Annotated in this window: 20 protein-coding genes; 9 read left to right on the plus strand and 11 right to left on the minus strand. The window is 63.9% G+C overall.

Annotated features, from left to right (window positions below):
* Positions 1 to 95: 95 nt before the first annotated feature.
* Positions 96 to 1,298: an ABC transporter substrate-binding protein gene (locus IVA96_RS11400; RefSeq protein WP_247277916.1), complete on the minus strand. Its 1,203-nt coding sequence runs from the start codon at positions 1,296 to 1,298 to the stop codon at positions 96 to 98.
* A gap of 198 nt (positions 1,299 to 1,496) precedes the next feature.
* Between IVA96_RS11400 and IVA96_RS11405 the strand changes: the two genes are divergently transcribed.
* The gene (locus IVA96_RS11405) at positions 1,497 to 3,110 is read left to right on the plus strand and encodes an acyl-CoA synthetase (protein ID WP_247417199.1); all 1,614 of its coding nucleotides are present in this window, start codon (positions 1,497 to 1,499) and stop codon (positions 3,108 to 3,110) included.
* A gap of 135 nt (positions 3,111 to 3,245) precedes the next feature.
* Here the strand turns inward: IVA96_RS11405 and IVA96_RS11410 are convergent, their stop codons facing one another.
* Positions 3,246 to 4,445, minus strand: a complete 1,200-nt coding sequence (locus IVA96_RS11410; protein ID WP_247277915.1) for an MFS transporter — start codon at positions 4,443 to 4,445, stop codon at positions 3,246 to 3,248.
* Positions 4,446 to 4,630: 185 nt separating this feature from the next.
* Here IVA96_RS11410 and IVA96_RS11415 point away from each other — a divergent pair, with 185 nt between their 5' ends.
* The 3 genes from IVA96_RS11415 to IVA96_RS11425 all read left to right on the plus strand — a co-directional run bounded on the left by IVA96_RS11415 (position 4,631) and on the right by IVA96_RS11425 (position 7,567).
* Complete coding sequence (locus IVA96_RS11415; protein ID WP_247277914.1) at positions 4,631 to 5,434, plus strand: MBL fold metallo-hydrolase; 804 nt, start codon at positions 4,631 to 4,633, stop codon at positions 5,432 to 5,434.
* A gap of 154 nt (positions 5,435 to 5,588) precedes the next feature.
* The gene (locus IVA96_RS11420; protein ID WP_247277913.1) at positions 5,589 to 6,605 is read left to right on the plus strand and encodes an alpha/beta fold hydrolase; all 1,017 of its coding nucleotides are present in this window, start codon (positions 5,589 to 5,591) and stop codon (positions 6,603 to 6,605) included.
* A 14-nt stretch (positions 6,606 to 6,619) separates the two neighbouring features.
* Complete coding sequence (locus IVA96_RS11425) at positions 6,620 to 7,567, plus strand: fatty acid desaturase (protein WP_247277912.1); 948 nt, start codon at positions 6,620 to 6,622, stop codon at positions 7,565 to 7,567.
* Positions 7,568 to 7,628: 61 nt separating this feature from the next.
* Here IVA96_RS11425 and IVA96_RS11430 read toward each other — a convergent pair whose 3' ends face one another.
* Both IVA96_RS11430 and IVA96_RS11435 read right to left on the minus strand, forming a co-directional pair.
* A complete protein-coding gene (locus IVA96_RS11430) occupies positions 7,629 to 7,877 on the minus strand; it encodes a hypothetical protein (protein WP_247417203.1) in 249 nt (82 codons plus the stop codon).
* 135 nt (positions 7,878 to 8,012) lie between these two features.
* Positions 8,013 to 8,993, minus strand: a complete 981-nt coding sequence (locus tag IVA96_RS11435) for a YafY family protein (protein WP_247277910.1) — start codon at positions 8,991 to 8,993, stop codon at positions 8,013 to 8,015.
* 89 nt (positions 8,994 to 9,082) lie between these two features.
* On the opposite strand from IVA96_RS11435, the gene IVA96_RS11440 reads away from it, so the two are divergent.
* Complete coding sequence (locus tag IVA96_RS11440) at positions 9,083 to 9,727, plus strand: glutathione S-transferase family protein (protein WP_247277909.1); 645 nt, start codon at positions 9,083 to 9,085, stop codon at positions 9,725 to 9,727.
* A 73-nt stretch (positions 9,728 to 9,800) separates the two neighbouring features.
* Here the strand turns inward: IVA96_RS11440 and IVA96_RS11445 are convergent, their stop codons facing one another.
* The 4 genes from IVA96_RS11445 to IVA96_RS11460 all read right to left on the minus strand — a co-directional run bounded on the left by IVA96_RS11445 (position 9,801) and on the right by IVA96_RS11460 (position 13,653).
* The gene (locus tag IVA96_RS11445) at positions 9,801 to 10,583 is read right to left on the minus strand and encodes an enoyl-CoA hydratase/isomerase family protein (protein ID WP_247417206.1); all 783 of its coding nucleotides are present in this window, start codon (positions 10,581 to 10,583) and stop codon (positions 9,801 to 9,803) included.
* Between the two features lie 12 nt (positions 10,584 to 10,595).
* Positions 10,596 to 11,705, minus strand: coding sequence for a cyclic nucleotide-gated ion channel (locus IVA96_RS11450; protein WP_247277907.1), 1,110 nt, complete (start codon positions 11,703 to 11,705; stop codon positions 10,596 to 10,598).
* Positions 11,706 to 11,865: 160 nt separating this feature from the next.
* A complete protein-coding gene (locus IVA96_RS11455) occupies positions 11,866 to 12,084 on the minus strand; it encodes a hypothetical protein (RefSeq protein ID WP_247277906.1) in 219 nt (72 codons plus the stop codon).
* 123 nt (positions 12,085 to 12,207) lie between these two features.
* Positions 12,208 to 13,653: a TAXI family TRAP transporter solute-binding subunit gene (locus IVA96_RS11460; protein ID WP_247277905.1), complete on the minus strand. Its 1,446-nt coding sequence runs from the start codon at positions 13,651 to 13,653 to the stop codon at positions 12,208 to 12,210.
* A 403-nt stretch (positions 13,654 to 14,056) separates the two neighbouring features.
* On the opposite strand from IVA96_RS11460, the gene IVA96_RS11465 reads away from it, so the two are divergent.
* Both IVA96_RS11465 and IVA96_RS11470 read left to right on the plus strand, forming a co-directional pair.
* A complete protein-coding gene (locus tag IVA96_RS11465; RefSeq protein WP_247277938.1) occupies positions 14,057 to 14,404 on the plus strand; it encodes a DUF3307 domain-containing protein in 348 nt (115 codons plus the stop codon).
* A 190-nt stretch (positions 14,405 to 14,594) separates the two neighbouring features.
* Complete coding sequence (locus tag IVA96_RS11470) at positions 14,595 to 15,005, plus strand: hypothetical protein (RefSeq protein WP_247277904.1); 411 nt, start codon at positions 14,595 to 14,597, stop codon at positions 15,003 to 15,005.
* Here IVA96_RS11470 and IVA96_RS11475 read toward each other — a convergent pair.
* Both IVA96_RS11475 and IVA96_RS11480 read right to left on the minus strand, forming a co-directional pair.
* A complete protein-coding gene (locus IVA96_RS11475) occupies positions 15,002 to 15,325 on the minus strand; it encodes a YkgJ family cysteine cluster protein (RefSeq protein ID WP_247277903.1) in 324 nt (107 codons plus the stop codon). The genes IVA96_RS11470 and IVA96_RS11475 overlap by 4 nt on opposite strands.
* Positions 15,326 to 15,330: 5 nt before the next feature.
* Positions 15,331 to 16,029: a YafY family protein gene (locus tag IVA96_RS11480; RefSeq protein ID WP_247277902.1), complete on the minus strand. Its 699-nt coding sequence runs from the start codon at positions 16,027 to 16,029 to the stop codon at positions 15,331 to 15,333.
* A 113-nt stretch (positions 16,030 to 16,142) separates the two neighbouring features.
* Here IVA96_RS11480 and IVA96_RS11485 point away from each other — a divergent pair, with 113 nt between their 5' ends.
* Both IVA96_RS11485 and IVA96_RS11490 read left to right on the plus strand, forming a co-directional pair.
* On the plus strand, positions 16,143 to 16,403 hold the full coding sequence (locus IVA96_RS11485) for a hypothetical protein (RefSeq protein ID WP_247277901.1): 261 nt from the start codon (positions 16,143 to 16,145) through the stop codon (positions 16,401 to 16,403).
* Between the two features lie 35 nt (positions 16,404 to 16,438).
* Positions 16,439 to 17,167, plus strand: coding sequence for a glutathione S-transferase family protein (locus IVA96_RS11490; RefSeq protein ID WP_247277900.1), 729 nt, complete (start codon positions 16,439 to 16,441; stop codon positions 17,165 to 17,167).
* Positions 17,168 to 17,355: 188 nt separating this feature from the next.
* Here the strand turns inward: IVA96_RS11490 and IVA96_RS11495 are convergent, their stop codons facing one another.
* On the minus strand, positions 17,356 to 18,507 hold the full coding sequence (locus tag IVA96_RS11495) for an ABC transporter substrate-binding protein (protein ID WP_247277899.1): 1,152 nt from the start codon (positions 18,505 to 18,507) through the stop codon (positions 17,356 to 17,358).
* Positions 18,508 to 18,583 lie beyond the last annotated feature (76 nt).

The raw sequence follows: 18,583 nt of genomic DNA on the forward strand, positions 1-18,583 counted from the left end.
CCCCGGCGGGGTCCGCGACGGCACCGCTGCGGCCGACCTTAGCGTCACTGCGAACCAACTGAGGCCGACCGACGGGTTCTATGCTCGCGCGAGCCTCACTTCACCAGCGGACAGCCACCGTCCTTCAACGGCCGAAACGCCTGGTCGGCGGGCACCTCGGCGAGCAATTTGTAGTAGTCCCACGGCCCCTTCGATTCCTCCGGCTTCTTCACCTGGAACAGGTACATGCTGTGCACCATGCGGCCGTCCTCTCGCAGCACGCCGTTGTCGGTGAAGGCGTCGCGCACCGGCAGCTCGCGCATCTTGGCCATGACCGTCTTGGTGTCCTTCGTGCCCGCGGCCTGCACGGCCTTGAGGTAATGCAGCGTGGCGCTGTAGGTCGCGGCCTGGTTCATCGTCGGCATGCGCTTGACGCGCTCCAGGAAGCGCTTGCCGAAGGCGCGGGTCCTCTCGTTGAGATCCCAGTAATAGGCCTCGGTGACGATCAGCCCCTGCGCGAGTTTGAGGCCAAGGCTGTGCACGTCGGAGATGAACATCACGATCGCAGCCAGGTTCTGGCCGCCAGCGACGATGCCGAACTCGCCGGCCTGCTTGATCGCGTTGATGGTGTCGCCGCCGCCATTGGCGAGGCCGATGATCTTGGCCTTGGAGCCCTGGGCCTGGAGCAGGAATGACGAAAAGTCCGCGGTGTTGAGCGGATGCTTGACGCTGCCGAGCACCTTGCCGCCAGCCGCCCTCACCACGTCGCCGGTGTCGCGCTCGATGGAATGGCCGAACACGTAGTCCGCGGTAAGAAAGAACCAGCTGTCGCCGCCGTTCTTGACGATGGCGCTGCCGACGGTATGGGCGTTGGAATAGGTGTCGTAAGTCCAGTGCGCGGTGTAAGGCGAGCAGGATTTCCCGGTGATATCGGAGCTGGCCGCATCGGTTACGATCATGATCTTTTCGTACTGCTTCGACAGCTCCATCACCGCGAGCGCAGTGGCCGAAGTCGGCAGGTCGATAATCATGTCGACGCCCTCGGTCTCCCACCATTTGCGGGCGATGCTGGAGGCAACGTCGGGCTTGTTGAGCACGTCGGCCGAGACCAGGTCGATCGACTTGCCGAACATCTGTCCGCCAAAATCCTCGATCGCCATTTTGGTGGCCTCGACGTTCCCCATGCCGCCGATGTCGGAATAGACGGAGGAGAAGTCGGAGAGCACGCCGATCTTGAGCGGTGCCTGCTGGGCAGAAGACGAGCTGGTCGCGAGCACGGCGAGTCCGGCCGCGAAAGCGGCACGCATAATCCGGCACATGGCATTTCCTCTGATATTTATAATTGGTGCACCAGCCCAGATTGCCTCTCTGAAGTGCCAATTCTTGCGTAACGGCGCCGCGCTCGTCGGCTGAATTGACGCGGGCGATTGCGCCAACTACGGTTTGCGCAAACATGGGAAGCGTGCGCATGCACTGTTCGGGCCGGCCTCTGCGCCATCGCAAATTAGGGGACGGAAATGACCAGCGATACCGCAGCCACCATCGCGAAAGCCCGCGAGCATTCCATCGGCGATCTCCTACGCCGGTCGGCAGGCCGCGAGCCGAACAAGCTCGCGGTGAGCTGCGGCAATGTGAGCTGGAGCTTTGCCGAGATGGACACGATCTGCAACCGGCTCGGCCGCGGCCTGCTCGGTCTCGGCGTCAAAAAAGGCGACCGTCTCGCCGTGCTCTCGCGCAATTCGCACGCCTTCGCGGCGCTGCGCTTTGCCGTGGCACGGATCGGCGCCGTGCTGGTGCCGGTTAACTTCATGCTCAATCCGGACGAGATCAACTTCATCCTGAAGAGTTCTGGGGCAAGGCTGCTCGCAACCGGTCCTGATTTCGTCGAGCAAGCGAGCGCGGCCAGCGCCAAGGATTGCGCCGTCGAGAAGATGATCTGCTTGCCGGGCGAGGATCCGGCCACGGCACCTTCGGGCCTCACCACCTTCGATGATCTCTTGCATGCCGACGGCTCGTTCCTGGACGCGTCGGTCGACAGCCGCGATCTCGCGCAGATCGTCTACACCAGCGGCACGGAATCGCTGCCCAAGGGCGCGATGCTGACCCATGAAGCCGTGATGTGGCAGTATGTCAGCTGCATCATCGACGGCGGCATGAGCGTGGACGACAAGTTCCTGCACGCATTGCCGCTCTATCATTGCGCCCAGCTCGACGTGTTTCTGGGGCCGCAAATCTATCTCGGCGCTTCCGGCGTGATCACGGGCAAGCCGACCGCCGACAACATCCTGGCGCACATCCAGGCGCACAAGATCACCTCGTTCTTCGCGCCGCCGACGATCTGGATCGCGATGCTGCGCTCGCCGAATTTCGACAAGACCGACCTGTCGAGCTTGCAGAAGGGCTATTACGGCGCCTCGATCATGCCGGTGGAGGTGCTGCTCGAACTGCAGCGCCGCCTGCCCAACGTCAGATTCTGGAATTTCTACGGCCAGACCGAGATTGCGCCACTCGCGACCGTGCTGCGACCGGAGGATCAGCTGCGCAAGGCCGGCTCGGCCGGCAAGCCGGTGCTCAACGTCGAGACGCGGGTGGTCAACACTGCGATGGAGGACGTCAAGGTGGGTGAGGTCGGGGAGATCGTGCACCGCTCGCCGCATCTGCTCTCCGGCTATTACAACGATCCGGTGAAGACCGCGGCGGCGTTTTCAGGCGGCTGGTTTCACTCGGGCGATCTCGCTACCGTCGACGACGAGGGCCACATCACCGTGGTCGATCGCGTCAAGGACATGATCAAGACCGGCGGCGAGAACGTCGCAAGCCGCGAGGTCGAGGAAATGGTCTACCGCATCCCCGCTGTCTCCGAGGTCGCCGTCGTCGGCCTGCCCGATCCGCGCTGGATCGAGGCGGTGACCGCGATCATCGTGGTCAAGAACGGCGAAACGCTGGACGAAGAGTCCGTCATCAAGCATTGCGCCGGCCAGATGGCGCATTTCAAGGTCCCCAAGCGCGTCATCTTCGTGGATAGCTTGCCGAAGAATCCGAGCGGCAAGCTGCTCAAGCGGGAGCTGCGCCAGCGTTTCGTCGGCGGCGACACGCTCGACAAGGCGATCCAGAAGAATTTTGCAACATGAACGCGCTTTTCGCCTCTCCATGTGCGGGGAGAGCTGGAAATTTGAGAGAGAGAATCCCGGGTGAGGGGGCCCCGCGACTCCGCAGTCAGCCTTGGAACAACAGCGTTTCCACATCGTCATTGCGGAGATGCGCCCTCAATACTTCTTCACCGTCGCGGCGAACGCCAGCCACAGCGCCATCGAGGCTAGCCCAAAGCCGCCGAGCAGGAGGAACGTCGGGCCGTAGCCGATCCATTGCGCGATCCAGCCACCGAGCGCGGGACTGAAGCTCGCGCCGACGCCCTGCACCGTGATTACCGCGCCTTGGCCTAGATTGATGCGACCGGTTCCGTTAAGGGACCGCGCGACCATGCCGGGGACGGCAACGGTCTGGAGTCCGGTGCCGATGCCGTCGAGCACCTGCATTGGCACGACGCCCCACCATCCCGTGACGAAGAAAGCAAGCACGCCGCGGATGGGCAGGAACATGAAGGAGATGAGGATCACCGGCCAGTAATTGCGCTTGCTCGCGGCCTTCATCGCGATCAGCGAGGTCACGATCATCACGCCCTGCGCAATCACGACAGTGGTCGCGACGAAGCTCGGGCCATTGGCCTGCCCGTCGGCCACTGCCGCAAGTCCATAGAGTGGCACGATCGCGGCATTGCCGAGATGGAAAAGGGCGAGCGCGAGTGCCAGCACGAGCAGCGGCTTGTGCTTGAGCAGCATCGTCATCGCATCCGGCGGAGCTTTGGAGTCGTCCTCCTTGCTGCCGCGCGCGGCGCGATCATCGATCGCCTTGGCGGGAATCATCAGCACGCAGGCGATCGCGATGGCGCCGAATATGGCCGCCAGCACGAACACGGCGATATAGCCGAACTTGTAGCCGAGATAGCCCGACAGCGCGGCGCCGACCATGTTGCCGGCGTGGTTGAATGCCTGGTTGCGGCCGTTGAGCGCGTTGAAGCCTTTCTGCTTGGCGATGCCGAGCGTGATGCCTGTCACCGCCGGCACGATCGCGGCGCTCGCCAGCGATTGGGCGACCTGGGAAAAGGTGACGGCCCAGAAATTTTGCGAGATCAGGATGATTGCAGATGCCAGCACCACGCAGATGCCGGGGATGACGACCCACATGCGCTTGTTGCGGCTGGAATCGATTAGGCCGCCGATCGGGGTGGTGATCAACATGCCCGCGACGTTGCCGATCGTCAGTGCTGTGCCGATCAATCCACTCGCCCAGCCGCGCTCCTGGAGGAAGACGCCGACGAACGGCCCGATGCCCGACTGCATGTCGGCCATGAAGAAGTTGAGCGCGAACAGGGGCCAGATACGAGACGGTGAAGGGCGCGATGTCATCGAGACGCTGAACGCAATGCTGCCGATCGAATAGGATCTCGCATGAGGCGGAGAGTTCGGGCCCATGGGCGCCCGGGCGGACCAGAACCTAACCTGCGCTCGTCGCGTTGGTTCCGATCGCCCTTGCGATCGCATGACCGCGACGTCATGTCATACTTGCGACTGTCTCGATCAGGATCTCGGCCATGCCACTCTGGACCTGCGAAACCTGCGGCGCGCAATTTCCGGACAGCGGACATCCGCCCGCATCCTGCCCGATCTGCGAGGACGAACGGCAGTTTGTGGGCTGGAAAGGGCAAAGTTTCCTGACTCGCGAGGCGCTGGCAGAACGCCACCGCGTCGTCTGGCGCGACGATCACGGCCTGACCGGCCTCTCGCTCGAGCCGAGCTTCGCCATCGGCCAGCGCGCGCTGCTGGTCCCGCTCAGCGGCGGCTGCATGATGTGGGACTGCATACCGCTGGCAACACCAGAGGCGATTGCGCATGTGCGTTCGCTCGGCGAACTGAAGGCGATCGCGATCTCGCATCCGCATTATTATGGCGCGCTCGCCGACTGGAGCGAGGCGTTCGGCGGCGTGCCGATCTATCTACACTCAGATGATCGCCAATGGGTGACGCGGCCGCATGCATCGATCGTGCACTGGACCGGCGATTACCACCGCATCTCCGACGACGTGCTGCTGCTGCGCACCGGCGGTCATTTCGCCGGTGCCACCGTGCTGCACTGGCGGCACGGTGCGGACGGCAGGGGCGCGCTGCTCACCGGCGATATCGCGCAGGTGACGATGGATCGCCGGTTCGTCAGCTTCATGTATTCCTACCCCAACTACATGCCGCTCAACGCCGCCGCGGTGCGGCGGATCGCATCTGCCGTTGAGCCGCTCGCCTTCGACCGCATCTATGGCGCCTGGTGGGGCCGCAACGTCGCCGCAGGCGCCAAGGCCGCTTTTGCTACCTCGGTCGCACGCTATCTGGCGGCCATCGCCTGAGCCACATGCCGTTTTGGGAGCGCTTGCCGCGCCAGAATAACTGTACTATAAGTACAATTATTGAGCGCGGGCGATGGCGCGCTGGCGGATTCGGCATGATCGGTGCATTGCAAAACGCCGCGCGCCTTGCGATGCGTGAGCGGGAGTTTGGCCCATGACGGCAGAGAGCGACTACGGGATATTCGAGGCCGGCGACGTCACGCTCCAGTCCGGCACCGTCTTTCCCGGGCTGAAGCTCGCCTACAAGACTTATGGAACGCTGAGCCCGGCCAGGGACAACGTCATCCTCTATCCGACCTCTTTCAGCGCGCAGCACGTCGACACCGAATGGCTGATCGGGCCCGACGGCGTGCTCGATCCGACGCGCTACTTCATCATCATACCGAACCTGTTCGGCAACGGCCTGTCCTCATCGCCGTCGAATACCGCCGCGCCGTTCCCGAAGGTCACCTATCACGACGCGATCTCGGTCCAGCACCGGCTGCTCACCGAATGTTTCGGCATCTCGAAGCTCACGCTGGTCTATGGCTGGTCGATGGGCGGTATGCAGGCCTATCATTGGGCGGCGCTACACCCTGATATGGTGGAGCGCGCAGCGATCGTCTGCGGCAGCGCGCGCTGCGCGCCCTATAATCATGTCTTTCTCGAAAGCGTGAAGGCCGCCCTGACCGCCGATCCCGCCTTCCGCGATGGCCGCTTCGTCGAGAAGCCCGTCGCCGGCTACCGCGCGATGGGACGTGTCTATGCCGGCTGGGCGATGTCGCACGGCTTCTATCGCGACGAGATTTGGCGCGACACCGGTTTCACCTCGCTCGAAGATTATCTCGTGCGTGGCTGGGATGCCGCCTTTGCGCGACGCGACGCCAACGATCTCCTGGCGCAGATCGAGATCTGGCAGAATGGCGACGTCAGCCGCTGCGCCGCATTCGGTGGCGATTTCGGCCGCGCGCTCGGCGCGATCAAGGCCCATATGTTGCTGATGCCGGGTGCGACCGATCGCTATTTCGACGTCCGCGACAACGAAGATGAGCTCGGCCGGTTGACCAGCGCGAAATCTGCGGTGTTGCATCCGATCCCGTCGCTGCACGGCCATCGCGCCGGCAACCCCGTCAACAATCCGCGCGATCAGGCTTTCATCAAGGCCGAGATCGCAGCGCTTCTCAGCAGGTAGGCAGGCATCCTGACATGGCTGACACAATTGTTTCAGAACCCGGCCATCGCTTGAAGCCGCTGACATCGGCGATGCTGCGCCAATTGTCGGTCCGCTCCGACCTCAGGGGCGCGGCGCAGAGCCTCGGCCATTATGGCGCGATCGTGCTGGTGGGCATGCTGATCTGGATGGTCGCCTCGCGCCATGGCGTGCTTTGGGCGCTGCCGTTGATGGCTGTGCAGGGCTATGTCGTTGCCTTCCTGTTCATGGCGGTGCACGAGACAGCGCACAAGACCGCTTTCAAAAGCCGCGGCCTCAATCTCGCAATTGGCTATCTCTCGGCTTTCATCATTGGATTGCCTTACGAATATTATTGCCTGTTCCACTGGGATCACCACCGCTACACCCAGGATCCGGACAAGGACCCCGAGCTGATTGTCGGCGTGAAGCCGAAATCCGACACCCAGCTCGCGATCGCCTATAGCGGCCTGCTTCAGGTCGCCGGCCGGCTATGGCTGATGCTCGGCCATGCCATCACCGGCAAGGTCGTCGTGCCGTGGATCCCCGAGAGCAAGCGCTCCATCATCATGGCCGAGGCGCGCGCCTATGTCGCGCTCTACGCGATGTTGTTTGCGCTGTCGCTGTGGCTCTCGTCGGCCATGCTGCTCTGGGTCTGGATCGTCCCACTCGTAATCGGGCAGTTCTTCCTGCGGCCCTATCTCTACGCCGAGCATACTGGCTGCGACCGCACCCGCAGCGCCTTCCAGAATACCCGCACGACCTATACCGGCGCGATCGTCAAATGGTTCGCGTGGAACATGCCCTATCATGTCGAGCATCACGCCTATCCCTCGATCCCCTTTCATGCGCTGCCGAAGCTGAACGAGATCGTCGATGGCGAGATTGTCCATCGCGGCCGCGGCTACATCAGAACGACGCGCGAGACCTGGGCCTGGTTTCGCCGGCAGCGGCAGGTTGGCTAGCTAGCTCAACGCAAAGGCCCCGATCGCGGAGCGATCGGGGCTCTGTCGACGATGCGAGGTATCAGTAGATCCCGTAGGCGCAGACATTCACGACGCGCACGCGCAGGCCGTGACGGGTCTGGACGAGGCGCTCTTGGTAGCAGTTGCTGACGCCGGTGTTGACGTAGACGCCGCCAAAGCCCCAGCCGGGACCCCAATGGTGATGACCCCAGTGGTGATGGAAGCCGCCGGCCGAGGCGGCGGTGGGAGCGAGCGCGGCAACGCCGAGCGAGCCGGCAGCGATCAGACCAAGTGCAAGCTTACGAAACATCTTCATTCTCCATTTGGCGCAGTGCCATTGTTGTGTCCCTGCATCTCGGTCGGACCGAGACGCGATTGCGTTCATGGCGTTGGCTCAGAATCGTGTTTCAGGATTGTTTCGTGGGCCGCGGCAAATGTGCCGCCGTCAGGCTTTCCGCGCCAGGCGATAGCGTGCGGCCATCGCCTGCGTCAGCTCCATCATCTTGTCGCGGAGATCGGCGGGCTCCAGCACTTCGGCCTCGGGGCCCAACCGCAGCAGTTCGGCCGCGGCATGCCATGACGTCTTGCCGATCGGGACCTTGGCGATGCGCCAGCCGTCTGCGTCGGCGGTCTCTTCAAGCTGCGTGCGTGCCTTGACGTAAGGCTGGCTCAACGCGTCCAGCAGCTTGACGCCGAATGGCGACAGCCGGACAATCGCCACATTGGGGTGCATCTCGGCCTCGAGACGAAGTGTCGCGGCCTGCCAGTAGGAAGCGAGATCGAACCCGGCGGGACGATCGAAGCGATCGTCGAGCGCCGTGCAGTCGAGCACCCGCGCGATGCGATAGGTGCGCACATTGCCGTCGACTTGCCCTGCGAGATACCAGCTGCCGCCCTTCAGCACGAGGCCGAGCGGAGCGACGCGGCGTTGCTTCTCTGCGCGCCAGCTTTGGTAGCGGATCTTGATCAGCGTCCCCCGCAACGCTGCGCCAGCGATGGCGCGCAGATGCTTTGGGTCTTCGGCCTCGCCGAACCAGCCCGGCGCGTCCAGGTGAAATCGCTCCTGCATCCGCCCGGCGTCGTCGCGCAGATTCGCGGGCAGCGCCGCCATCAACTTGTTCTGCGCGGCGATCATCGCGGCGTCGAACCCCAGCGCCGCGGCCGGGCCCGGCAATCCCGCCAGGAACAGCGCGCCTGCCTCGCTTTGCGACAGTCCGTTCAGCCGCACGCGATAGCCGTCAAGCAGGCGATAGCCGCCCTCCGCGCCGCGGTCGGCGTAGACAGGCACGCCGGACGCGGCGAGCGCATCGATGTCGCGATAGATCGTGCGCACCGACACCTCGCAGGCTTCCGCGAGCTCGGGCGCGGTGACCTGCCCCTTGGCCTGGAGGGTGGTGAGGATCGACAACATCCGGCTCGCGCGCATGATCTCCTTAGATCATACCTGACACAAGATGTCAGGTATGATCCGCTACAAGCTGCGCTATAGCCAAAAGGCCAGATGGGAGACCCGCCATGACCGATGCGAACCGCATCACGCTGTACTATTCGCCCCAGAGCCGCGCCACCGGCACGCGGGTGTTGCTGGAGGAGTTGGGCGCGCCCTATGATCTCCATGTCCTCAACATGAAAGCCGGCGAGCAGCGCAAGCCCGCCTATCTCGCCATCAACCCGCTCGGCAAGGTGCCCGCGGTCCGCCACGGCGAGGCGCTTGTGACCGAGCAGGTCGCGATCACCATCTATCTCGCCGATCTCTTCCCGCAGGCGGGGCTGACGCCCGCGTTGAACGATCCGCTGCGCGGGCCTTACCTGCGCTGGATTGCCTATTACGGCTCATCCTTCGAGCCGGCCCTCATCGACAAGTTCATGCAGCGCGAGCCGGCGCCGATCACGCAATCGCCCTATGCCGATTACGACACCATGCTGGGCGCGCTCGAGGCGCAGCTGGCGAAGGGGCCGTATCTGCTCGGCGAGCGCATGACGGCGGCGGACGTGCTGTGGGGCGTCGCGTTAAGCTGGACCATGATGTTCGGTATCGTGCCGAAGAAGGACGTTTTCGTCCGCTATGCCGAGCGCATGACATCGCGGCCTGCGTTCCAGCGCATCAATGCGGCGGATGAGGAGATGGCCGCGCAGCATGCGGCGGCCGCTGGAGGATGATAGGGTCGCGCGCCCGAGGCGCGCTGGTCGGGACGACAATGCAATATGTGGCGGCATCGTCCCCCACAAGCTCTCAAAACCGCGGCGGCCGCTTCTCCGCGAACGCCTTGATGCCTTCCTTGATCTCGTCGCCGCGCATACTGTCGCGGTGACGCTGGTCGGCGGCGGCTTCGTCCAGCTCCCCGCGAGCGAATTCGTTGATGGCGCGCTTCATGCCGCGCATCGCCTGCGGCGCGTTGCCGGCGAGGATAGTGGCGAGCCTGTCGACCTCCTCGTCCAGGAATTCCAGCGGCTCCATGGCAGTGAGATAGCCGATGCGCAGCATTTCGGGAGCGCTGATCTTCTGCGCGGTCAGAAACAGTTTCTTGGCATTATCGGCGCCGAGCCGGGTCACGTAGCGCTTGATGCCGCTCGGGTAATAATGCAGCCCGAGCCGCGCCGCCGGCATGAACATCTCGGCGGTGTCGACGCCGATGCGGAAATCGCAGGCCAGCGCGAGGTCGGTCGAGCCGCCATAGACGCCGCCGTTGAGCCGGCAGATCGTCGGTACGCCCAAATCCTCGAGCCGATTGACGACCGCCTCGAACGCCGAGCCCGCGCTCTGCTGCTCCTGGGCGCTGACAGCGCGTTCCGCCACCGAGTTGAGATCGTAGCCCGCGGAGAAGGCGCGCCCGGTGCCGGTGAGCACCAGCACGCGGATATCAGGATCGCTCTCGATCCGGTCGAACAATTTGACCAGTTCGCCAAGATCCTCCGCCTGGAGCCGGTTGAGATGCTTTGGTCTGTTGAGGCGGATGGTGGCGCGTGCGCCAGTGATTTCGAGCACGGGGCTGGTCGCGTCGGCTGCGTCCGACATTCTTGTCTCCATTCATGTGTTTTCGAGCGCGCGCCGCTTCGCCTCGGCGTCGATGGTTTCGGCGAGCTCGGGATGTCGCGCCATCAGCACGCGGAAATCGACGAGGTCGAGCACCAACAGCCGCGACACTTTCGTGGTCGAGACATTGGCGCCGCGCCTGTTGTTGCCGAGCAGCGCCATCTCACCGAAGAAGGCGCCCTCGCCGAGCTGCACCTTCTTGCCGGGCAGGTCGACCTCGACCTCGCCGGCGGCGATGAAATATATGCAGTCGCCTTGCGTGTCCTTGCGGATGACTATGGTGCGTGCTGGCAGCTCCATGGTACGCAGCATGTGGGTGACGTCGGCGATGGCCGCAGGCCCGAGCGCCGCGAAGAACGGCACCTTGCTGACGGCTTCCCAGGTCTTGAGGAAATTGTCGCGCCTGGTCTCCGCGGCAAAGCCGGTCGCCAGAATACCGGTCCACAGCCCGAACACGCCGAGGCCGGAGATCATCACCAGCGCCGCCACCATGCGTCCGAGCGGAGTGATCGGCACGACGTCGCCATAGCCCGTCGTCGTCAGTGTGGCGACGGCCCACCATAGCGCGGCAGGGACGCTGCCAAACGTCTGCGGCTGCACGTCCCTTTCCAGGAAATATTCGGCGACCGAGGCGAGGAAGATCACCATCAAGAAGATCACGAGCACGCTGATCAGCGGTCCCGATTCCAGCACCAGCACGCGGCGCAGCTGTCGCAAGCCCGGAATGCCCGGCACCACCTTCAGCACCCAGAGCACGCTGAGCAGCCATGCGGTCTTCGGCTCGACGCCGAGAACCAGCGCAGTCGGCACGGCCAGCGCTCCGACCGCGTCGACGATGCCGGCCGAGGACGACATGTAGAGCGAAAGCCGCCCCTGCCGCGTCATATGGCGCAGCCGGACCAGCCATTCGAATACGAAATAGAGGAGGCAGGCCCACAGCAGGATATCGACCCAGCGGCGCGACGCCTCATAAGCCGGATTGTCCGTCAGCAGCACCATGCTGAGCACGCCAACGCCGACGGCCACATAGGCCGCCTTGGTCATGTTGCGGCCGGCCGTGGCGGCCGCAAACTGGGCCAGAGCGGAGATCAGCGGCTTGGACATGGGGAAGGCGGCTCGGTTCTGGCTCGTGGTCCCGGCTGGGACTTCAGGGCCAAAGTGCCCGCCCGGGCCTAGGCCGTCAACGACGGCCTCGGGCCGCAGCGTCGTCGGGGGCGGACAGTGAAGGCGGGTAAGGTGCCTGGCGGAGCGCCAGGCCGAGACGCTACCTGAAATGCGGTGGCTCGTCGTAGCCGCGGCGGCTGCTGAAAAACAGCAGCACCATCAGGCCAACGCCGACGACGACGGAAAATCCGGCCCCCAGCGCGAGGGCCCAATAGCCTTCCGTCGGGATCGGCTCGCCTTCGACCGCCATGGCGGAATAGGCGAAATAGCCAACCGCCGCCAGCATTCCCAGCAGGAAGATGACGAGGAGTGTACGCATGGCGCGTTCTCCGGTTGCAATCCGGGAGCCAACGGTTGTGGCTGGTGACGGTTCCTGAGTTCCGGCCGTCGACTCCCGGGCAAGACGTCCGTCAGCCCGAGCTGAGGGCATCAAACCCGCGGATCAGGCGCTCTGGGCAGTCTTGACCACCACGACATTGCTGTCGTCGTGCTGGGGCGAGCCGGCATCGCGGGCGGCCTGTTCATTCTCGCTCGCATGACGTTTCAGATAGTCGCGGCGCATCCCGATCTCGTCGCGGACGAGCTCATAGCCCAGCTTGAAGGTATCGAGCCCGTCGGTGCTAATCGTACCATCTCTGAGTCCAATGACGGCCCCGCGCAAGATGCTCTCCAACTCGTCCTGGAGGCACTCGAGCTGATCCAGCGAATGGGCGTGCTCGATCCGCTCGCCGATGTCGAGAATGGCGGTGGAGAGCTCGCTGGCCTTCTCCGGCGCGATCCTCGTGATCTTGGCGTAGATCGCAGCGAAGATCGAGCCGATGATGCTGAGCGCGCCGGCGCCCAGATACATCAGGTCGCTGTACTTATCCATGAACGACTTGGTGTCGTCGTTGATGTAATCGGCGGCGCCCCGATGCGCGATCACGAAGGCGTCCTTCTCGACAGAGGCCGGCTCTATCCTGGTGGCAAAGCCGTTCTCGAGCCCGAGCGCGGATTTGTTCTCGTAGACGATGCGCGCGAGCTCGCCTGCGGTGGTCGGCGACATCCTGGATTGTGCGACCAGGAGCCATTCGAGCCCGATGGTATCGAGATCGTCCTCGGGAATTTGCGGGGACGCCGACAACGTGCCCGCTGTCAGCGTCTCGTCGGAAATGCCCGGGAATTTGCGCGCCAGCGCCTTGGCCTCGTCGATCGCGTTGAGCGTGAAGCCGCCGCGCTTGGCGACCTGCTCATAGGACTTGTCCCTGACAGCTCTGGAGGCGTGGACGATGGCAATCACCGCGCCAAAGCCATTTGTCGGGGCAAACAGCTTGTCGAGCGTTGCGCCCTGCGGCGCCATCTGGATTTTCGTGGCATCGGGGCCGTCGGGGACGTCGAGAACACTGCGGACGAAGGCGAGCGAGGATTCGTTCTCGGCGAGGACCGCGACCTTCTTCTTTTTCAACTCGGCGAGCGACTTGATCTTCTTGTTGCCGGGACCAAGCAGGAGCACGAGATCGTGCTCGAGGATCGCAAGCGTGCGCGCCCGCAGCGGCACTTTCGCGTCCGTGCGCAACACGGCGAGGTCGGCCTGCTTGCGATCGAACTGCGCGATTGCCTTGCCGTTGTCCGCATTGTTGACAATCTTGATCCGAAAGCGCGAGGCGTTGTTCTTCAGGAGAGCGGCGAGCTTGGCCGCGAACAGCGCCTCGTCGCTGTTGGGGCCGCCGACGGCAAAGGTCAGCGTTTCCGAATTGTGCACCAACGTGCGGCCGGCCCAGACGGTGGCAAGCGACAGCAGCAGAGTCAGCACGACGTAGAGGAAGACCTGCTGCTGGTTGGTCTTGATCACTTTGGGGCGCCGGGGCAGCGGCTCGATCGGTGATGCGGTGGGGCCTTCAGCACTCATGGCAGCACTCCGGCCTTATTCTTTGGCTGGCGGCGGCGCGTGGACGGGAAGCGCAGCGGGCGCCTGTAATTCGTAAACGCCTGAAAAAAGAACGTATTTCTCTACCGCCAATGATAGCGCCAAGGTCGCGGAATGCAAATTTCGAGCCGTAGGTAACCTTACCCGGCGCCACCGCGGCGATTGGTCATCTATCACCAGTTAGCCACAGTTGACGATTTTCCGGTTCCCCCCGGCTGCATTCCGCCGCGGGAGATGTCATAAATCAGAGGTCCCGGCCGTTTGACCGGTCCAAGAAGAAGTTGCGCTGAACGCTCCAATTTTTCTTGTCACGTCAATGAAGGGCGTCAGCTTGTCGTTTCCACCCATGTCATCGGCGGTTCCGGTTGAAGCGCTCATTGGCTGGATGCTGCTGCTCACCTTCAAGCACATCATCGCCGATTTCGTCCTCCAGACCGCCTGGATGGCGCAGGGCAAGGACCAGAAGCACGGCTGGGCCCTACCGCTTTTGGTGCACTGCCTCGTTCACCTTGCGGTTGCATTGCCGCTGATCCTGATCGTGGCCCCGAAATTCTGGTTCGTGGCGTTCATCGATTTCGTGATCCACATCACGATCGACCGCGCCAAGGGATTGGTCTCGGCAAATTTCGGTGTCGACATGGCGCACCCCTGGTTCTGGACCCTGATCGGCGTCGACCAAGCACTGCATCACCTCACCGGCTTCGGGCTCTCCATCTTCATGGCGGCGAACTGAGGCCGGGCTTAGCGCGATGCGGGGCAATTCCTGACCGGCATCAAAAAGCCCCGGCCATGCCGCTGTGGCGGCAGTCGCGTTCCCGTGATTCGCGGCCAGGGCGCAAGGACCCCGGGTGACTACCGGGCAGAGTGGTTAACCTTTCGTTAGAGAATTGCGCGGCATCTTCCGTACACGAGGGAGAACTGCAATGTTTTCAAGCCGCGACACCTTTGAAAGCGATTTCTGCCCGGTCCGCGACGAGCTCCTTGGCGAGATGTACCGCGCCAGCGAGAGTGGCCTGCCCAGGTTGGTTGAGAGTGTTTCCCCTGACGCGCGCGCCAGGCTGGCGCTGTTCTGCTATCGCCGCAGCCACCTGCATTCGCTGGCGCTCGCGATCGCTGCAAGCTGTAGCGAGCGCGACCTGATCGAGAACGGCGGCCGTGTCGGTTCGACGCTCTATGCGCTGTCGCGCGCAGGCGCCGCGAAATCCTCGCCGTCGCTGTCGGGGGGGCGCAAGCCGATCACGCTGTCGACCAAGCCGCTCTCGGTGCTGGCCCCGCTCGAGGACGAGCTCGATGACGAGATCAGCGACGAGATCGGCGTAGCCGTTCCGGCTTAGACGGCCTCTAGCGCTGGAAGCCCGAATTTCCGCCGCGCCATCGTGCATTCGGCGTCGCCCGGCATGCAGGTGCGGCACACCTCCGGCCGCACCGCGTAGATGCCGCATGCCGTCGCCGTGCCGATCTCTCCCTTCAGCGCCGAGCAGCGATCGCCCTCGCAGCGCATGCCGGATTGGCGCGCGTTGACGAGCGCCTCCGGAATAGCTGCAAGCTCTTCGTCGCTCTCGATCGAGAAGCGCGGCCAGTTCGCCGAATAGCCGCAGCAAGCACCGCAACTCTGGCAACAGCTCGACGGATCGAGCGGCGAGGTCTGTTCCATCGTGGTCACGTGTCCTTTGGCGGACCCCAGACCAGGCTCTGCCGCCATCTTGCGCGCAGCACGTCGCGCCGCTCCGGATATTTTTCGTCGAGATAGGTTGCCTCCACCACGCGGTCGGTGCGGAAGCTGCGGAAGTCGCTGCGCAGCTCGCACCAAGCCGCGAGCAGGCGCACGGCTTCGAGATAGCCGACCGAAATCGGCCAGATCATACGCTCGCTGGGGCGGCCCTGCTCGTCGCGATAGCGCAACATGATCTTCTTGCCTTCGTGGATCTGGGTGCGCGTGCGCGCCATGTCGAGGCGGTCCGGCTCCCTGTTCCAGCTTGGCCGCGCGCGGCTCGCCGGCTCCAGCACGAAGGGACGCAGGCGCTCGGGGACGGTGTCGGCGATCTTGGCCATCAAATCTTCGGCGGCGCGCGCCAGCGCGGAATCGGCGTGGCCCGCGACCCATTGCGCGCCCAGCACTGCTGCCTCGATCTCGTCGGGCGTCAGCATCAGCGGCGGCAAGTCGAAACCCTTTTCCAGGATGTAGCCCATGCCGGCTTCGCCGCGAATCGGCACGCGCTGGCCGATGAGCGTTGCGATGTCGCGATAGATGGTGCGCTTCGAAGTCTCGAGTTCGGCCGCGATCGCGTCCGCCGTGAGCGGTTTACGCGTACGCCTCAGCACCTGGATGATCTGAAACAGCCGGTCGGCACGTCTCATGACTGGTCTCTTGTTCCTGGTCTTTTCAAAAGGCGGCGCGCGGCTGCTGACAGGATGTTGGCAGCAGGGGAGTTCTATACCGGGACAACACGTCGACTGAAGAGGATTTGTCCATGATCATTCCAACCCATTTCGGCTCGGCCAGTCCGCTGTGGCGCGCCCAGATGTGGCAGGCCCGGGGGCTTAGCCGCCTCGTCTCGTTCGATCTCATGGCTGCTGACCTCCGATTTGCGTTCGCAAGCGTGGTGGCACGCTCGCTGATCCAGGCTGCGGACGCGCTCGTCCACCACATCATGGGCCGCGCCTGGCAGGGGGCCCGTTTCGCAGAAGATATCACGGCTGCTGCCACCATGGTGGCAGCAGCGGGCAGATAGGTTCCGTCAGTTTCGGTAGGTTCAGGAGAGGTTTCATGATCACGCTTTACGGCTTTGGCACCGGCTTCGGCCTGCCGGAAATCAGCCCCTTCGTCACCAAGACGGAGGTGCAGCTCAAGATGGCGGGGTTGCCCTACCGGAAGGAGCGCGCGATGCCGCCCGCTTCGCCCAAGGGGCAGCTGCCCTTCATCGACGACGGCGGCGAGGCGGTGGCCGATTCCACCTTCATCCGCGCCCATATCGAGCGGCGCTACGGCTTCGATTTCGACGCCGGCCTGTCGCTGACCGAGCGCGCACAGGCCTGGGCGTTCGAGCGGATGATCGAGCACCACGTCTATTGGGCGCTGGTCGGGGCGCGTTGGGTCGATCCGGTCAATTTCGCCAAGGGCCCGTCGCATTTCTTCGACGGCGCGCCCGAACATAGCCGTGAGAAGCTGCGCGAGGACGCGCAATTCCGTGTTGCCGAGAATTATCTGCTCTCCGGGTTGGGCCGCCACGCGCCCGACGACGATGTCGATCTCGCCGTACGCTCGCTGTTCGCGCTCGCGGTGCAGCTTGGCGACAAGTCGTATCTGATGGGCAGCAGGCCCTGCGGCGTCGATGCCACCGCTTTCGGCGCACTTGCCGGGATCCTGACGCCGTTCTTCGAATCGGCCTTGCGCAAGCGCGCCGAGGGATTTCCGAACCTCACGACCTATGTCGACCGCATGATGGACACGTATTATCCGGAGTTCGCCTGGACCCCGTTGCGGCAGGCGGCTTGAGGCGCAATTCGCGTCCATCGCTCGCTGCACCTCTCCCGCTTGCGAGAGCTTTGCATAATTGGATGTGCGGGAGTGATTCCCGCTGCCGGGCTTTTTGCGCGGCGTCGATGCTGCTGCCTACCTCAACCGTAAAACAGAAGAGCCGGCCCCTTGGGCCGGCTCTTCTCGTTGCGAAACCTTCGCCGTGGCTACTTCACCAGCGAGTACTTGCCGTTCTTCACCGTGAGCAGGATGCGCGAGCGGTCGTCGAGGCCGTAGCGGTCCTTTTCGGTGAAGTTGTAGACGCCCTGGCTTGCCGCCAATTCCTTCTCCGTCAGCAAAGCCTGACGAATCGCTTCGCGGAATTCCGGCGTGCCGGGCTTGGCCGTCTTCAATGCCGCCGGAATGATGCGCTTGAGGATCTCGAACGCATCGTAGGAATGGCCGGCGAACTGGCTGCGGCTGTTCGGACCGTACTTGGCTTCATAGGCCGAGTTGAGTGCGAGGCCCGGCTTCTTGGTCAGCGCGGTGTCCGGTTGATCTTCCGGGTCCATCACGGGACCCGAGGCCATCAGTACGCCCTCGGCCGCTTTGCCGGCGATGCGGATGAAGTCCATGCTGGCCGCGCCATGGGTCTGGTAGATCAGGCCCTGATAGCCGCGCTCGCGCAGCTCGGTCTGCGGCAGCGCGGCCGCGGTGCCGGAGGCGCCGACCAGGATCGCGTCGGGATTGGCGGCGACGAGTTTCAGCACCTGACCGGTCACCGAGGTGTCGGGACGGGCGAAGCGCTCCTCGTCGACGATGGTGATGCCCATCGGCACGGCCTGGACCTTGAGGTCGTTGAACCAGAGGTCGCCATAGGAGTCGGAATAGCCGATATAGCCGAGGGTCTTCACGCCCTTGGCCTTCATGTGGTCGTACAGCACCTTGCCCACGATCGGGATCGGCTGCGGCATCGCCACCGACCATTTCATGCGCTCCGGCGTAATCGGGAAAGGCGCGAGGCCGAAATGCGGAATGCCGGCCTCGTTGGCGACGTTGGAGACCGCGATGGTCGGCGGCGTCAGCGCCGAGCCCATGATGATGTCGGCCTTGGATTCGGTCACGAAGCGGCGGGCGTTGGTGGTCGCGGTGGTGGGATCGCCGCCGTCGTCGAGCACGATCACCTTCAGCGGCACGCCGCCGATCTCCTTCGGCACGAATTCCAGCGCGTTGCGTTCGGGAATGCCGAGCGCAGCGCCCGGGCCGGTCGTGGTGGTGGTGATGCCGATGGTGATCTCGCTGGTCTGAGCCTGCGCGGGCAGGGCCGGCAGCGCCAGCGCGGCCGCGGTGATGGCAGCGGTCAGGTAAAAGCGTTTCATCTATTCCTCCCTTTACGTTCTTCTTTGAAAGCAGAAATCGGGGGGTAATTCAGCCCCCTCTTTTGGTGATGCGGCG

This window comes from Bradyrhizobium sp. 159, from assembly GCF_023073795.1.
Classification (GTDB): domain Bacteria; phylum Pseudomonadota; class Alphaproteobacteria; order Rhizobiales; family Xanthobacteraceae; genus Bradyrhizobium.

Coding starts and splice junctions, on each gene's coding strand:
- IVA96_RS11480 (WP_247277902.1), bottom strand. CDS start 16,029: ATGAGACGTGCCGACCGGCTGTTTCAGATCATCCAGGTGCTGAGGCGT.
- IVA96_RS11420 (WP_247277913.1), top strand. CDS start 5,589: ATGACGGCAGAGAGCGACTACGGGATATTCGAGGCCGGCGACGTCACG.
- IVA96_RS11450 (WP_247277907.1), bottom strand. CDS start 11,705: ATGTCCAAGCCGCTGATCTCCGCTCTGGCCCAGTTTGCGGCCGCCACG.
- IVA96_RS11495 (WP_247277899.1), bottom strand. CDS start 18,507: ATGAAACGCTTTTACCTGACCGCTGCCATCACCGCGGCCGCGCTGGCG.
- IVA96_RS11415 (WP_247277914.1), top strand. CDS start 4,631: ATGCCACTCTGGACCTGCGAAACCTGCGGCGCGCAATTTCCGGACAGC.
- IVA96_RS11485 (WP_247277901.1), top strand. CDS start 16,143: ATGATCATTCCAACCCATTTCGGCTCGGCCAGTCCGCTGTGGCGCGCC.
- IVA96_RS11440 (WP_247277909.1), top strand. CDS start 9,083: ATGACCGATGCGAACCGCATCACGCTGTACTATTCGCCCCAGAGCCGC.
- IVA96_RS11470 (WP_247277904.1), top strand. CDS start 14,595: ATGTTTTCAAGCCGCGACACCTTTGAAAGCGATTTCTGCCCGGTCCGC.
- IVA96_RS11465 (WP_247277938.1), top strand. CDS start 14,057: ATGCTGCTGCTCACCTTCAAGCACATCATCGCCGATTTCGTCCTCCAG.
- IVA96_RS11490 (WP_247277900.1), top strand. CDS start 16,439: ATGATCACGCTTTACGGCTTTGGCACCGGCTTCGGCCTGCCGGAAATC.
- IVA96_RS11475 (WP_247277903.1), bottom strand. CDS start 15,325: ATGGAACAGACCTCGCCGCTCGATCCGTCGAGCTGTTGCCAGAGTTGC.
- IVA96_RS11455 (WP_247277906.1), bottom strand. CDS start 12,084: ATGCGTACACTCCTCGTCATCTTCCTGCTGGGAATGCTGGCGGCGGTT.
- IVA96_RS11425 (WP_247277912.1), top strand. CDS start 6,620: ATGGCTGACACAATTGTTTCAGAACCCGGCCATCGCTTGAAGCCGCTG.
- IVA96_RS11405 (WP_247417199.1), top strand. CDS start 1,497: ATGACCAGCGATACCGCAGCCACCATCGCGAAAGCCCGCGAGCATTCC.
- IVA96_RS11445 (WP_247417206.1), bottom strand. CDS start 10,583: ATGTCGGACGCAGCCGACGCGACCAGCCCCGTGCTCGAAATCACTGGC.
- IVA96_RS11435 (WP_247277910.1), bottom strand. CDS start 8,993: ATGCGCGCGAGCCGGATGTTGTCGATCCTCACCACCCTCCAGGCCAAG.
- IVA96_RS11410 (WP_247277915.1), bottom strand. CDS start 4,445: ATGACATCGCGCCCTTCACCGTCTCGTATCTGGCCCCTGTTCGCGCTC.
- IVA96_RS11400 (WP_247277916.1), bottom strand. CDS start 1,298: ATGTGCCGGATTATGCGTGCCGCTTTCGCGGCCGGACTCGCCGTGCTC.
- IVA96_RS11430 (WP_247417203.1), bottom strand. CDS start 7,877: ATGTTTCGTAAGCTTGCACTTGGTCTGATCGCTGCCGGCTCGCTCGGC.
- IVA96_RS11460 (WP_247277905.1), bottom strand. CDS start 13,653: ATGAGTGCTGAAGGCCCCACCGCATCACCGATCGAGCCGCTGCCCCGG.